The organism is Sphingomonas naasensis, from assembly GCF_004792695.1.
Taxonomy (GTDB): Bacteria; Pseudomonadota; Alphaproteobacteria; order Sphingomonadales; family Sphingomonadaceae; genus Sphingomonas; species Sphingomonas naasensis.
Genome location: NZ_SRXU01000009.1, coordinates 92,498 through 105,445 on the forward strand (window position 1 = coordinate 92,498; position 12,948 = coordinate 105,445).

Below are 12,948 nucleotides of genomic sequence, written 5' to 3' on the forward strand. Positions count from 1 at the left end.
AACGAGTCGAGCCGTTTCACAGCGGCCGCCCGTCGGTGTCCATCAGCACCTCGCGGCGGCCGACATGGTCGGGGCGCGAGACGAGGCCGTCCTTCTCCATCCGCTCGACGAGGCGCGCGGCCGAGTTGTAGCCGACGCGGAGCTGGCGCTGAAGCCATGACGTCGAAGCCTTCTGGCTCTCGGCGACGAGCTGGGTGGCGCGGCGGTAGAGCTGGTCCTCGGGGCTGTCGTCGCCATCGGGGCTGCCCTCCAATGCGAAGCCGCCATCCTCGGGCTCCTCGGTGACCGCGGTGATGTAATCGGGGGCGCCCTGCGCGCGCCAGAAATCGGCGACCGCCTGGACTTCCTCGTCGCTGACGAAGGGGCCGTGGACGCGGACGATCTGCTTGCCGCCCGGCATGTAGAGCATGTCGCCCTTGCCGAGCAGCTGCTCGGCGCCCTGCTCGCCGAGGATCGTGCGCGAATCGATCTTCGAGGTGACGTGGAAGCTGATCCGGGTGGGCAGGTTCGCCTTGATCACGCCGGTGATGACGTCGACCGAGGGGCGCTGCGTCGCCATGATCAGGTGGATGCCCGCGGCGCGCGCCTTTTGCGCGAGCCGCTGGATGAGGAACTCGACTTCCTTGCCCGCGGTCATCATCAGATCGGCGAGCTCGTCGACGATCACCACGATCTGCGGCAGCGGCTGGAGATCGAGCGTCTCCTCCTCGTAGATCGGCCGGCCGGTATCGGGGTCGTAGCCGGTCTGGACCTTGCGGCCGAGCTTCTGCCCCTTGGTTCTCGCCTGGCGGACCTTGTCGTTGAAGCTGGCGAGGCTGCGGACGTTGACCGAGGCCATCATCCGGTAGCGGTCCTCCATCTGCTCGACCGCCCATTTGAGCGCGCGCACCGCCTTGGGCGGATCGGTGACGACGTCGGCGAGCAGATGCGGGATGTCCTTGTAGATGCTCAGCTCGAGCATCTTTGGATCGATCATGATCATCCGGCACTGGTCGGGCGACAGCCGGTAGAGCAGCGACAGGATCATCGCGTTGAGCCCGACCGACTTGCCCGAGCCGGTGGTGCCGGCGACGAGCAGATGCGGCATCGGCGCGAGATCGCCGATCACCGGATCGCCGGCGATGTTCTTCCCCAGCACCAGCGGCAAGGTCGCGCCCTGCGCCTCGAATGCCTCGCTGCCGATCAGCTCGTGCAGATTGACCGATTCGCGCTTGGCATTGGGCAGCTCGATGCCGATCACGCTGCGGCCCGGAATGGTCGCGACGCGCGCCGAGATCGCGCTCATGTTGCGGGCGATGTCGTCGGCGAGCTGGATCACCCGGCTCGCCTTGATGCCGCTGGCGGGCTCGAGTTCGTACATCGTCACCACCGGGCCGGGGCGCACCTCGACGATCTGGCCCTTCACATGGAAATCGTCGAGCACGCTCTCGAGCAGCCGGGCGTTGCGCTCGAGCGCGAGCTTGTCGATCCCCGCGCCCGGATTGGGCGGCGCGGCCTTGAGCAGATCGAGCGGGGGCAGCTTGTAGCTGTCCTTGAAATCGAGGCTGGTCTGCGCCGGCGGCTTGGGCCGGGCGGGCGAAGGCGACAGGCTCGGCTCGGAGATCACCGGACCGGGGCGGTGATCGGGCACCACCGTCTTGCGCGGCTCGCGTGCCTCGCGGGGTTCGCGCGGCTCGCGGAAATCGCGCGGCTCCTCGGGATCGGGCGCGCGCAGCAGCGGCACCTTGCCCGGTCCGAACAAACGCGGCATGCCGATGCCGACGCGCTCGGGCAGCGTGAAGTCGAGGCTGCGCCACCAGATCCACAGCCCGGCGAGCGCGAATACCAGCCCCAGCCCGCGGCCGATCCAGAAGATCAGCACCGGATCGCCGATGAAGCCGATCATCCAGTTGAACAGCGCGGCGATCGACAGGCCGACCACGCCGCCCCAGCCGCCGACCAGCCACAATACCGAATCGCTCGAGAAAAAGGCGAGCGCGGTCGCCATCAGCACCACGCCGATCAGCACGCCGCGCAGCATGCGCTGCCAATTGCCCAGCGGGCGATCGAGCCACAGCCGATTGGTGAGGATGAGCCCGGCCGGCGCGATCAACGCGACGGGAAGCCCCAAAGTCGCGAGCAGCAGATCGGCGATCCACGCGCCCGGCAGCCCCAGCAGGTTGCGCGCCGGCCCGCCCGAGGCGGTGTTGAGCGAGGGGTCCTGCGAATTATAGGTGAGCAGCGCCAGCACCACGCCGATCGTGACGAGGAACAGCAGGGTTCCCGCGATCAGCGCGCCGCTGCGCCGGACGCCAGCCTTCATCGTGTCGCGCAAGAGCGACGGTTGTGCCCGGGACGCCATCGCCCAGTCTCCGCAAATGTCAGGGGGTGCGGGCGGAATCATCGCCTACGCGGAGTCTGACGTCAAGATGGCCCCGTTTTGTACCCGTCCGCGCGGGCTGGCACCGCCCTCCAAAACCCCTTAGGGCGAAGGCATGGACAGCGCAGACGTTCTCATCCTCGGCGGCGGTCTGGTCGGCAGCGCGCTGGCGACAGCGCTCGACGCGCATGGCCTCACGGCGATCGTCGTCGACCCCGCCGATCCCGCGACGATCCTCGCCGCGGGCTATGACGGCCGCGCCTCGGCGATCGCCTCCGCGCCGATGCGGATGTTCGAGGCGATCGGCGTCGCGTCGCGGCTCGCCGGCAAGGGCTGTCCGATCGAAGGCATCCGGGTCAGCGACGGGCTCGCTCCCGGCAAGCTCGATTTCAATCCCGATCCCGATGGCGGCGCGCTCGGCCACATGTTCGAGAACCGCACGCTGCGGACGGCGCTGTTCGCGGCGGCGCAGGCCGCGCCGGGGGTCGATCTGCGCATGCAGACGCGCGCGCTCTCGGTCGAGCGCGGCGAGTTCGGAGTCACCGCCACGCTCGATTCGGGTGTAGTGGTCCGAGCGCCGTTGCTGATCGCCGCCGAGGGGCGCAATTCGCCGACCCGCGACGCCGCCGGGCTCAAGACCGCGCGCTGGAGCTATGATCACGCCGCGATGGTCGCGACGCTGGGGCACGAGCGCAGCCACGAGAATATCGCCTTCGAGATATTCTACCCCGAGGGGCCGTTCGCGATCCTGCCGCTGCTCGACGACGCGCATGGCCATCGCTCGGCGGTGGTGTGGACCGTCGACGCGCGCGACGCGGCGGGGATGAACAAGATCTCCGATCGCGCCTATCTCGCCGAGGCCGAGAAGCGGATGGGCGGGTTCCTCGGGCGGCTGGGACCGCTCTCGATGCGGTTCAGCCATCCGCTCGGCTTCCACCATGCCGCGTGGATCACCTCGAACCGGCTCGCTCTGGTCGGCGACGCCGCGCACGGCATCCATCCGATCGCGGGGCAGGGCGTCAATGTCGGCTTTCGCGACGTCGCGACGCTCGTCGAGGTGCTCGTCGAGGGGAAGCGGCTCGGCATGGATCTCGGCGATCCGCAGCTGCTCGCGCGCTATCAGCGCTGGCGCGGGCTCGACACCTTCATGGTCGCCGCCGCCACCGACGGGCTGACCCGACTGTTCGGCATCCCCGGCAAGACCGCCTCGGCGGTGCGCCGTTTCGGCCTCTCCGCGGTCGACAAGCTGCCGCCGCTCAAGGACTGGTTCATGGCCGAGGCGCGCGGCGAGAGCGGCGACGTGCCCAGGCTGCTGCAGGGGCTGACGGTTTGAGCGAAGCCGGCTGGCGCGTCCGCCCTGCGACGCGCGGTGACGCGACTGCATTGGCCTTGGTCGGTGCCGCGACCTTTCTGGAGACCTTCGCCGACATCCTCGACGGCGCGGCGGTGCTGGCGCATTGCCGCGATGCGAACGCGCCGGCGGCGTATGCGCATTATCTCGAATCGGGCGCCGTGGCTTGGCTGGGCGAGACCCATAAGGGCGCGCCGGTCGGCTTCGCGCTGCTGATCGCTCCCGAATTGCCGCAGGAGCTGGTGCAGCCCGGCGACCTCGAGCTCAAGCGCATCTATTTGCTTTCGCGCTTCCACGGCATCGGGCTCGGGGCAGCGTTGATGGACGCCGCAGTGGCGGAGGCTCGGGCGCGCGGGGCGCCGCGGCTGCTGCTCGGCGTCTACGCCCATAATGCGCGCGCGATCGCTTTCTATCGCAAGCAAGGCTTCGTTCCGATCGGCATGCGGCAATATGCCGTCGGTGCCGAGCTCTATGACGATGTCGTGCTGGCGCGTTCGCTGCCGAACTGATCGCCGGGTCTAGGATCCGTACGCAATACCCACAACGGTCGGGATCGCCCGGAGACGTGCGCTGGCAAGGAAGCTCGCGCAGCGCGGGCTGGCGGCCCGGGCAAGCGGGCTGACGCAGTCCAGCGTGCGTCTCCGGGCGACCGCGCAGCGGCGGGCCGCTTTTGGCGCACAGCCACGTCACGAGCCAAGTCCTTGGAGTCACGATGACACCGCGTCGCTCCCTCCTCGTTCCTCCCCGTGCGCCAAAATCGGCTCCGTCACGACCATTGCGGGTTTTGAGTACGGACCCTAGCGCACGGTCTGCGCGATCCCGGCTTCGATCGTCGCCTCGGCGCCCTTTGCCCGGATCATGATGAAGCTGCCCGACCACGCACCGGGAATGTTCCACCGCCCGTGGATCTCCAGCCCGTCCTCGGCGACCTGCCCTTCGTAGAAGACCGTGTCGAAATTCTCGTCGTCGGCCTCGTAGTATTTGGTGAAATGCACGCGTGTGCCCGTGCGGCCGCCGTCGAGCGTCGCGGTCAGCGTCTCGCCGGTGATCGGATCGACTTCGGTGATGCTACCCACCAGCGCACCCGCGGAATCGTTGATGGTCGCCTCGAAATCGGTCGGTGGCGCGCTGTGCGGATAATTGAAGATGCCGTGCCATGCGCCGCTGAGATCGCGCACGTCGTCGGCGCTCATGCGGCGAGCTTCCGCGCCTCATCGATCAACAGCACGGGCACGCCTTGGCGAATCGGGTAAGCGAGCCCCGCTTCGTCCGACACCAGCTCCTGCCGCGCCGCGTCGTAGCGCAGCTTCGCCCGCGTCGCCGGACACACCAGCTTCTCGAGCAGCCAGGGATCGATCGAGTCGCTCATTGCAGCGTCACGCCGCCTTCCTCGCCATGACGGCCGAAGAACTGCATCAGCTGGACGATCAGCTCGGCGCGCATCGCCAGCCCGTCAGCCTCGAGCAATGCCTGTTTCGAGGCGGTGTCGAACGGCGCGATCTGGGCGATGCCGTTGACCAGCGCCTCGTCGTCGAGCCGCGCCACCGCTTCCCAGTCGACCGCATAGCCGAGCCCGTCGGCGAAGCGGCGCGATTCCATCTCGAGCGAGGCGCGTTCGACCGGGGCCAGAATTTCGCTGTCGCCTACGGGCTCGAGCGCCGCCTCGACCTGGCGGAACGGCGTCGTGACGTCGAGCTCGCGCATCACGGTGAAGCGCGCCAGCCCCTCCAGCACGATATCGTAGCGGCCGTCGGGCAGCGCCTCGACCTCGGCGATCCGCCCGACACAGCCGACGTCGAACAGCGCGGGTGGCTCGCTGGCGTCGCGCGGCTGGATCATGCCGATCCGCCGATCGCGGGCGAGCGCGTCCGATATCATCGCGCGGTAGCGCGGCTCGAAGATGTGGAGCGGGAGGTGCATCCGTGGAAACAGCAGCGCGCCGGCCAGCGGGAACACCGAGAGCCGCGTCATCGTCATCCGAACAGAATCGCCGAAAGCTTGCGCCGCTGCGCCGAGACCCACGGATCCTCGAGCCCCACCGCCTCGAACAACTTGAGCAACCGCGCGCGGGCGGCGCTCTCGTTCCACTCGCGATCGTCGCGAATCATCGCGAGCAGCGTCTCGGCAGCGGCCTCGCGGTCGCCCGCGGCCATCTGGCCGCCGGCGAGCTCGTAGCGGGCGTCCATGTCGCCGGTCGCCGCCTTCGCCGCGAGCCCGGACAGATCCTCGACCGGAGTCGCCTCGCGCGCCAGTGCCACCGCCGCGCGCGCCTGCTCGATCTCGGCGCCCTTCGCCGCGTCTTCGGGAAGCGCCGCGAGCACTGCCTCGGCTTCGTCGGCGCGGCCGAGCGCAACCAGCGCGCGCGCGCGGCCGGCGGCGACCTGCGGATGCTCGGGTGCCATCTCGGCGATCTGATCGAAGACCGACAGCGCGCGTTCGGCATCGCCTTCGGCGAGCACCTGCTCGCCCATCGCAATCAGCGGCTCGAGCTCGGCCTCGGCATCGGCCTCCTCGCTCTGCACCGGCAGCTGGCGCAGGATTTGATCGAGCATCGTGCGCAGCTGGCTCTCGGTGCGCGCGGTCGACAGATCGGCGACGAGCTGGCCCTGGAACATCGCATAGACCGTCGGGATCGAGCGGACCTGGAATTGCGCGGCAATGAACTGATTCTTGTCGACGTCGATCTTGGCGAGCCGGACGCCCTTGCCCGCATAATCCTCGGTGACCTTTTCGAGAATCGGAGTCAGCGCCTTGCACGGGCCGCACCATTCGGCCCAGAAATCGATCACCACGAGGCTGGTCATCGACGGCTCGACGACGTCGGTGCGAAAGGCTTCGACGGCTTCCTTCTCTTGCGGGGACAGTCCAAGCGTGGCCAACGGGGTGCTCCTCGGCGTGATGTCGCGGTTGCGCCGCTATGTGGGCGCTCGCGCGGCGCGCGCCAAGCCTTTTCCAGAATCGCTTCAAGGGGCTTGCGCTACCCGAAACCCGCTGCTAGTGGCCGCGCCTCACCCGCCCCGAAGCGCTTGTCGCACGGGGCCAAAACGCCAGAGCGGGCGTAGCTCAGGGGTAGAGCACGACCTTGCCAAGGTCGGGGTCGAGGGTTCGAATCCCTTCGCCCGCTCCAGCGTCTCGTCGCAGACAGCGGCGCACCGCACGCACAGGCAGGCCGCAACGTCTCGTTTTCCAAACGGGGTCTTGCGCCGTGCGTCTGTGTCTTCCAGATCGGGTGTGAGCCGCGGCGTCGATCTCCTTGCGAAATCGGCCCGTTCATGGGGGAGCCATCCGGCCTGTTCGAGAAAGAGCCCGTGATGAAGTCTGTCGTATCGCGTTTGCTGGCCGTCGCGCTCGTGCTGCTGCCCGTTTCCACTGCCCCCGCCTTCGCCGACGAGCCTGCCGCGCCGCCGGTGGCCACCGAGTGGCGCAACCCGTCGAACAGCGTGCACATCCGCATCGACAAATGCGACGGCAAGCTGTGCGGCACGGTGACATGGGCGAGCGCCAAGGCGCAGGCCGATGCCCGCCGCGGCGGCACGACCAATCTCGTCGGCACCCGGCTGTTCCGCGATCTCGAGCCCGCGGGCGCGAGCAAGTGGCACGGCAAGGTGTTCGTTCCCGACATCCGCAAGACCTTCTCGGGCACGCTGAGTTTCGCCGATTCGGAGACGATGATCGGCAAGGGCTGCGTGCTGTTCGGGATCATCTGCAAGTCGCAGACGTGGAAGCGGGTGCGCTGAAGTTCGGGCGCAGCTTCCGGGACTGACCGGGCGCGCTTTCTCGGCTAGACCGGCGCCATGGCAAGCGCACCCATAAGAATCGGCATCGGCGGCTGGACCTTCGAGCCGTGGCGCGGGACTTTCTACCCGCAAGGCCTCAGCCAGAAGAAGGAGCTCGCATTCGCCTCGCGCCAGCTGAGCGCGATCGAGATCAACGGCACTTATTATTCGACCTTCAAGCCCGCGACTTTCGAAGGCTGGCGCGACACCGTGCCCGACGGCTTCGTCTTCGCGGTCAAGGGCTCACGCTTCTGCACCAACCGCAAGGTGCTTGCCGAGGCGGGCGAATCGGTGGCGCGCTTCGTCGGCCAGGGGATCGTCGCGCTCGGCGACCGGCTCGGCCCGCTGATGTGGCAATTCATGGCGACCAAGAAGTTCGATGCCGCCGATTTCGGCGCGTTCCTCGATCTTCTCCCCCGCGCGCACGAAGGCGTGCCGCTCCGCCACGCGGTGCAGGTCCGCCACGAAAGCTTCGCGGTCCCCGAATTCGTCGATCTGTGCCGCAAGGCGGGGGTGGCGATCGTCTATGCCGATTCGCCGCAATATCCCGCGATCGCCGATATCACCGGCGACTTCGTCTACGCCCGGCTCGAGGCCGGCGAGGACGAAAATCCGCTCTGCTATCCCGAGGCCGATCTGCCGCGCTGGACCGAAGCGGCGAAGATTTGGGCCGCGGGCGGGCGGCCCGATGGGCTGCCCTATGTCGAGGACGGCGATCCGCCGAAGCAGCCGCGCGAGACCTTCGTCTTCTTCATCCATGGCGGCAAGGTCCGCGCGCCCGCCGCGGCGCAGGAGCTGATTCGCAGGCTGGGCTGAACCTGCGGTTTTGGCTTCCCCGTCGCGCCCGCGGCGCGCTATCGCCGGGTCCGGGGGTGTGGGATGGAGATCATGGTGTTGGGCGCCGGTGGGTTCATCGGCCGCCAGATCGTCGCCGAGCTGACCGCGGCGGGGCATCGGGTGACCGGGGTCGTGCGCGCGCTCGCGGGGCTCGATCGCGCCTTTCCCGATGCGCGCTTCGTGGAGCTGGACCTCACCCGGGCGACCGGGCCGGCGGACTGGACCCCGCACCTCGCCGGGGTGGACATCATCGTCAACGCCGCGGGCCTGCTCCGCGGCGCGGGAATGGAGGCGGTGCACGTCACGGCGCCGCGCGCGCTCTATGCGGCGGCCGCGACGGCGGGGGTACGCCGCATGGTGCTGATTTCGGCGATCAGCGCGCGCACCGGCGTCGATACCGACTATGCCCGATCCAAGCTCGCCGGCGAGCAGGTGCTGCGCGACGCCGGGATCGGCTGGACAATCCTGCGGCCCTCGCTGGTCTATGGCGATGGCAGCTATGGAGGCACCTCGCTGCTGCGCGGAATGGCCGGGCTGCCGTTGCGCGTGCCGCTGCCGGGCGACGGCAGCTTCGCATTCACTCCGATCCATGTCCGCGATCTCGCCAGGGCGGTGCGCCTCACCTGCGAGGAGGCGCGTTTCGCAGGCGAGGTGCTCGAGCCGGTCGGACCGGAGACGCTCAGCCTGCGCGCGCTGCTGGCGCGCTATCGTGCGTGGCTGGGTTTCGGCGCGGCGCGGTTCGTGCCCGTCCCGCTGCCGGTGATGCGCCTGCTCGCGCGCATCGGCGACGTCGCCGGATCGGGGCCGATCGCCACCAACAGCCTCGCGCAGCTCGTGGCGGGCAACGCCGGCAACAGCGCCGCCTTCGCCGACGCCATGGGGTTCGCGCCGCGGAGCGTCGGCGAGGCGCTCGCCGAGCGGCCCGCGCAGGTGCAGGATCGCTGGCACGCCCGGCTCTTCTTCCTCGCCCCCGCGATCCGCGGGGTGCTGGTTTTGCTCTGGCTCGCCTCGGCGGCGCTCGGGCTGTTCACCGGCGCGGCGGCGACGGCGGGCTTCGTCGATACGCTCGGCCTCGCGCCCGGCTGGGGCGAAGGCCTGCGGATCGGCACGAGCATCCTCGATATCGTGATCGCCGGCCTCGTGCTGCTCGATCGCCGCGGCCGGCTCGCCACCGGCGCCCAGCTCGCGGTGGTGATCGGCTACACGCTCGCGCTGGGCGCGGCCTTGCCCGCGCTCTGGCTCGATCCGCTCGGCCCGCTGCTCAAGAATCTGCCGATCCTCGCGCTGATCTGCGTCCACGGTGCGATCGCGGAGAATCGCTGATGGATCTCTATCTGCTCGTCAAATGGGTCCATGTGCTGAGCAGCACGATCCTGTTCGGCTTCGGCGCGGGGACCGCCTGGTATCTGTGGCAGGCGCATCGGACCCGCGATCCCGCGACGATCGCCAGCGTCGGTCGGATGGTGGTGCGCGCGGACTGGATCTTCACCGGCACCAGCGGGCTCGTCCAGCCGGCCAGCGGCGTCTATCTGGTGCTGCGCGCCGGCTGGCCGCCCGACGCATCGTGGCTGGTCGCGGCCTATGGCCTCTACGCGCTGGCCTTCGCCTGCTGGGTGCCCGTGGTCGGATTGCAGATCCGCGCGCAGCGGCTCGCGCAGCACGCCGCCGATTCCGGCAAGCCGCTCCCGCCCGAATATGGCCGGGTCATGCGGGCGTGGTTCGCGCTCGGCTGGCCGGCCTTTCTCGGCCTGCTCGGGGTGTTCTGGCTGATGATCGCCAAGCCGGCGCTCTGGTAGGCTAGGGCCGCTTCGGGCTCGCCCGGTCCGACACCATCCGCTCGCCGTCGATCACGATCGGGCTGGCCAGCCCCGGCAGCCCGTCGCGTTCGATCCGCATGCCCCGCGCGATCACCTGCGGGTCGGCGAACACTTCGTCGACGGCGTTGATCGGCCCCGCCGGCACCCCGGCGGCCTCGAGCGCCTCGTAGAGATCGGCCTTGGCCCAGCCGCGTATCGTCGTCTCGATCGGCGCGATCAGCGCGGCGCGGTTGGTCACCCGCGCCGGATTGGTCGCGAAGCGCGCATCGTCGGCGAGATCGAGCCCGAGCACGTCGCACAATTTGCGGAACTGCGAATCATTGCCCACCGCGACGATCAGCGCGCCGTCGCGCGTCTCGAAGGCCTGATAGGGTGCCAGATTGGCGTGGCCATTGCCCATCCGGTGCGGCACCCTGGCGGGGTCCGCCATCCAGTTGAGCGCTTGGTTGGCGAGCACCCCCACCTGCGTGTCGAGCAGCGCCATGTCGATATGCGCACCTTCGCCGTCGGCGTCGCGGTGGCGCAGCGCGGCGAGGATCGCCACCGCCGAATAGACGCCGGTGAAGATATCGGCATAGGCGACGCCCGATTTCTGTGGGCTCCCGTCGGGCTCGCCGGTGAGGCTCATCGCGCCGCCCATCCCCTGGATGATGAAATCATAGCCCGCGCGGCCCGCATAGGGACCGTCCTGGCCGAAGCCGGTGATCGAGCAGACCACCAAGCGCGGATGCGCGGCGCGCAGGCTGGCGGGGTCGAGCCCATATTTGGCCAGTCCGCCGACCTTGTAGTTCTCGATCACCACATCGGCATCGGCGATCAGCGCGCGAACCGTCTGCTGGCCCTCGGGCGTGGCGATGTCGATCGCGAGGCTGGTCTTGCCGCGATTGCAGGCATGGAAATAGGCGGCATCGCGATTCTCGCCATCGGGTGTGTGGAGAAAGGGCGGCCCCCAATGCCGCGTGTCATCGCCCGCGCCGGGGCGCTCGACCTTGACCACGTCGGCGCCGAGATCGGCGAGCAGCTGGCCGCACCATGGGCCGGCAAGGATGCGCGCCAGCTCGACGACGCGAATCCCGGCGAGCGGCTTCACCCGCGAAAGCCCTCGCGGCGGATCTCGTAGACGACGTGCGGCATCATCACGCCCGCCATCACTCGTTGCTCGACTCCCGGCCGCAGCACCCCGCCGATCTTCTCCATCGCCTTGCGCGAACGGACATTGTCCGCCCCGACCATGAAGGTTGCGGTCTCGACGAAGCGATGGATGTGATCGAGCATCAGCCGCTTGATCTCGCGGTTATAGGTGCCGCCCCAACAGGCGCGCGCGATATAGGTCCAGCCGATCTCGATCTCGCTGGCATCGGCGAGATAGCCGTCATAGCGGCTCGACCCGATCACCGCGCCGGTTGCGCGGTCGAGGATCACCAGAGCGCCGCCCGAAGCGAGCCCGGCGTCGAAAAACGCATCGAACACGTCGCGCTTCCAGCGATCGTGCGCGGGATGGACTTCCCAGATCAGCCGATCGCTGGCCACTGCGAACAGCGACTCGCGATCGTCCGCGGTCATCGGGCGCAGCCGGACGAGCGCGCCTTCGAGGATGGGTTGACGATCGGGCGCCATCAGAACGCCGCGATCCCGGTGATCGCGCGGCCGAGGATCAGCCCGTGCACGTCGTGCGTGCCTTCATAGGTGTTGACCGTCTCGAGGTTGATCGCGTGGCGCATCACGTGGAATTCGGCCGAGATGCCGTTGCCGCCATGCATGTCGCGTGCGACGCGGGCGATATCGAGCGCCTTGCCGCAATTGTTGCGCTTGATGATGCTGATCGTCTCGGGGGCGAGTGCGCCTTCGTCGAACAGCCGGCCCGCGCGCAGCGCCGCCTGCAGCCCGAGCGCGATCTCGGTCTCCATATTGGCGAGCTTGAGCTGGACGAGCTGGTTCGCCGCCAGTGGCTTGCCGAACTGGGCGCGATCGAGCGTGTATTGCCGCGCGGCGTGCATGCAGGCCTCGGCGGCGCCCATCGTCCCCCACGCGATGCCGTAGCGTGCGCGGTTGAGGCAGCCGAACGGCCCCTTGAGCCCCTGAACTTCGGGCAGCAATGCGTCCTCGCCGACCTCGACGCCGTCCATCACGATCTCGCCGGTGATGCTCGCGCGCAGCGAGAGCTTGCCCTCGATCTTGGGCGCCGACAGGCCCTTCATACCCTTTTCGAGGACGAATCCCTTGATCCCGCCGCCATGGGCGTCGCTCTTCGCCCAGACGACGAAGACGTCCGCGATCGGCGAGTTGGTGATCCACATCTTGGTGCCGGTGAGGCGATAGCCGCCATCGATCTTCTCGGCGCGAGTGCGCATCCCGCCTGGATCCGATCCGGCATCGGGCTCGGTCAGGCCGAAGCAGCCGATCCATTCGCCGGTGGCGAGCCTCGGCAGATATTTCCGCTTCTGCGCCTCGGTGCCATAGGCGAAGATCGGGTGCATCACGAGGCTGCTCTGCACCGACATCGCCGAGCGATAGCCCGAATCGACGCGTTCGACCTCGCGCGCGACCAGCCCATAGGCGACATAGCCGAGCCCGGCGCCGCCATAGCTTTCGGGGATGGTCGGGCCGAGCAGCCCCAGCGCGCCCATCTCGGCCATGATCTCGCGGTCGAACCGCTCCTCGAGGAACGCGCTGGTCACCCGCGGCAGCAGCTCGCCCTGCGCATAATCGCGCGCGGCGCCCTGCACCATGCGCTCCTCGTCGGTCAGCTGCGCATCGAGCGCGAACGGATCCTGCCAGTCAAACCGGCCCATCTCTGCCATGTGTCTT

General features: G+C 68.8%; 14 protein-coding genes and 1 tRNA gene. 7 read left to right on the top strand and 8 right to left on the bottom strand.

From position 1 onward, the window contains the following. Positions 1–16: 16 nt before the first annotated feature. Positions 17–2,341: an FtsK/SpoIIIE family DNA translocase gene (locus E5A74_RS18125; protein WP_135987041.1), complete on the bottom strand. Its 2,325-nt coding sequence runs from the start codon at positions 2,339–2,341 to the stop codon at positions 17–19. A 133-nt stretch (positions 2,342–2,474) separates the two neighbouring features. Here E5A74_RS18125 and E5A74_RS18130 point away from each other — a divergent pair, with 133 nt between their 5' ends. Both E5A74_RS18130 and E5A74_RS18135 read left to right on the top strand, forming a co-directional pair. Then, a complete protein-coding gene (locus E5A74_RS18130; protein ID WP_135987042.1) occupies positions 2,475–3,692 on the top strand; it encodes an FAD-dependent monooxygenase in 1,218 nt (405 codons plus the stop codon). After that, complete coding sequence (locus E5A74_RS18135; RefSeq protein ID WP_135987043.1) at positions 3,689–4,219, top strand: GNAT family N-acetyltransferase; 531 nt, start codon at positions 3,689–3,691, stop codon at positions 4,217–4,219. Before E5A74_RS18130 ends, E5A74_RS18135 begins: the two co-directional genes overlap by 4 nt. A gap of 288 nt (positions 4,220–4,507) precedes the next feature. On the opposite strand, the gene E5A74_RS18140 is transcribed toward E5A74_RS18135, so the two are convergent. From E5A74_RS18140 to E5A74_RS18155, 4 genes are read right to left on the bottom strand one after another with little or no spacing between them, the layout of a single operon-like run. Beyond that, on the bottom strand, positions 4,508–4,903 hold the full coding sequence (locus E5A74_RS18140) for a hypothetical protein (protein WP_135987044.1): 396 nt from the start codon (positions 4,901–4,903) through the stop codon (positions 4,508–4,510). Further along, on the bottom strand, positions 4,900–5,079 hold the full coding sequence (locus E5A74_RS18145) for a Trm112 family protein (RefSeq protein WP_135987045.1): 180 nt from the start codon (positions 5,077–5,079) through the stop codon (positions 4,900–4,902). Before E5A74_RS18145 ends, E5A74_RS18140 begins: the two co-directional genes overlap by 4 nt. Continuing rightward, entirely contained in the window at positions 5,076–5,687 is a 612-nt protein-coding gene (locus E5A74_RS18150; RefSeq protein ID WP_135987046.1) for an LON peptidase substrate-binding domain-containing protein, read from the bottom strand. The genes E5A74_RS18145 and E5A74_RS18150 overlap by 4 nt, the downstream gene beginning before the upstream one ends. Then, a complete protein-coding gene (locus E5A74_RS18155; RefSeq protein WP_420822507.1) occupies positions 5,684–6,589 on the bottom strand; it encodes a tetratricopeptide repeat protein in 906 nt (301 codons plus the stop codon). Before E5A74_RS18155 ends, E5A74_RS18150 begins: the two co-directional genes overlap by 4 nt. 173 nt (positions 6,590–6,762) lie before the next feature. Here E5A74_RS18155 and E5A74_RS18160 point away from each other — a divergent pair. The 5 genes from E5A74_RS18160 to E5A74_RS18180 all read left to right on the top strand — a co-directional run bounded on the left by E5A74_RS18160 (position 6,763) and on the right by E5A74_RS18180 (position 10,119). Further along, positions 6,763–6,837, top strand: a tRNA-Gly gene (locus E5A74_RS18160). Positions 6,838–7,021: 184 nt separating this feature from the next. Further along, complete coding sequence (locus E5A74_RS18165) at positions 7,022–7,447, top strand: DUF2147 domain-containing protein (RefSeq protein WP_166745742.1); 426 nt, start codon at positions 7,022–7,024, stop codon at positions 7,445–7,447. Positions 7,448–7,504: 57 nt separating this feature from the next. Next, on the top strand, positions 7,505–8,302 hold the full coding sequence (locus E5A74_RS18170; protein ID WP_135987048.1) for a DUF72 domain-containing protein: 798 nt from the start codon (positions 7,505–7,507) through the stop codon (positions 8,300–8,302). A 72-nt stretch (positions 8,303–8,374) separates the two neighbouring features. Next, positions 8,375–9,646: an SDR family oxidoreductase gene (locus E5A74_RS18175; protein WP_166745743.1), complete on the top strand. Its 1,272-nt coding sequence runs from the start codon at positions 8,375–8,377 to the stop codon at positions 9,644–9,646. After that, positions 9,646–10,119 (top strand): DUF2269 family protein, encoded by a 474-nt coding sequence (locus E5A74_RS18180; protein ID WP_206365910.1) that lies wholly within the window; start codon positions 9,646–9,648, stop codon positions 10,117–10,119. The genes E5A74_RS18175 and E5A74_RS18180 overlap by 1 nt, the downstream gene beginning before the upstream one ends. 1 nt (position 10,120) lies before the next feature. On the opposite strand, the gene E5A74_RS18185 is transcribed toward E5A74_RS18180, so the two are convergent. Genes E5A74_RS18185 through E5A74_RS18195 form a run of 3 tightly spaced genes read right to left on the bottom strand, consistent with a single transcriptional unit; the run spans position 10,121 to position 12,941 of the window. After that, a complete protein-coding gene (locus E5A74_RS18185) occupies positions 10,121–11,230 on the bottom strand; it encodes a CaiB/BaiF CoA transferase family protein (RefSeq protein ID WP_135987050.1) in 1,110 nt (369 codons plus the stop codon). Further along, complete coding sequence (locus E5A74_RS18190) at positions 11,227–11,757, bottom strand: GNAT family N-acetyltransferase (RefSeq protein ID WP_135987051.1); 531 nt, start codon at positions 11,755–11,757, stop codon at positions 11,227–11,229. Before E5A74_RS18190 ends, E5A74_RS18185 begins: the two co-directional genes overlap by 4 nt. Then, positions 11,757–12,941: an acyl-CoA dehydrogenase gene (locus E5A74_RS18195; protein ID WP_135987052.1), complete on the bottom strand. Its 1,185-nt coding sequence runs from the start codon at positions 12,939–12,941 to the stop codon at positions 11,757–11,759. The genes E5A74_RS18190 and E5A74_RS18195 overlap by 1 nt, the downstream gene beginning before the upstream one ends. Positions 12,942–12,948 lie beyond the last annotated feature (7 nt).

Coding starts and splice junctions, on each gene's coding strand:
- E5A74_RS18125 (WP_135987041.1), bottom strand. CDS start 2,341: ATGGCGTCCCGGGCACAACCGTCGCTCTTGCGCGACACGATGAAGGCT.
- E5A74_RS18130 (WP_135987042.1), top strand. CDS start 2,475: ATGGACAGCGCAGACGTTCTCATCCTCGGCGGCGGTCTGGTCGGCAGC.
- E5A74_RS18140 (WP_135987044.1), bottom strand. CDS start 4,903: ATGAGCGCCGACGACGTGCGCGATCTCAGCGGCGCATGGCACGGCATC.
- E5A74_RS18145 (WP_135987045.1), bottom strand. CDS start 5,079: ATGAGCGACTCGATCGATCCCTGGCTGCTCGAGAAGCTGGTGTGTCCG.
- E5A74_RS18150 (WP_135987046.1), bottom strand. CDS start 5,687: ATGACGATGACGCGGCTCTCGGTGTTCCCGCTGGCCGGCGCGCTGCTG.
- E5A74_RS18165 (WP_166745742.1), top strand. CDS start 7,022: ATGAAGTCTGTCGTATCGCGTTTGCTGGCCGTCGCGCTCGTGCTGCTG.
- E5A74_RS18170 (WP_135987048.1), top strand. CDS start 7,505: ATGGCAAGCGCACCCATAAGAATCGGCATCGGCGGCTGGACCTTCGAG.
- E5A74_RS18175 (WP_166745743.1), top strand. CDS start 8,375: ATGGTGTTGGGCGCCGGTGGGTTCATCGGCCGCCAGATCGTCGCCGAG.
- E5A74_RS18180 (WP_206365910.1), top strand. CDS start 9,646: ATGGATCTCTATCTGCTCGTCAAATGGGTCCATGTGCTGAGCAGCACG.
- E5A74_RS18190 (WP_135987051.1), bottom strand. CDS start 11,757: ATGGCGCCCGATCGTCAACCCATCCTCGAAGGCGCGCTCGTCCGGCTG.
- E5A74_RS18195 (WP_135987052.1), bottom strand. CDS start 12,941: ATGGCAGAGATGGGCCGGTTTGACTGGCAGGATCCGTTCGCGCTCGAT.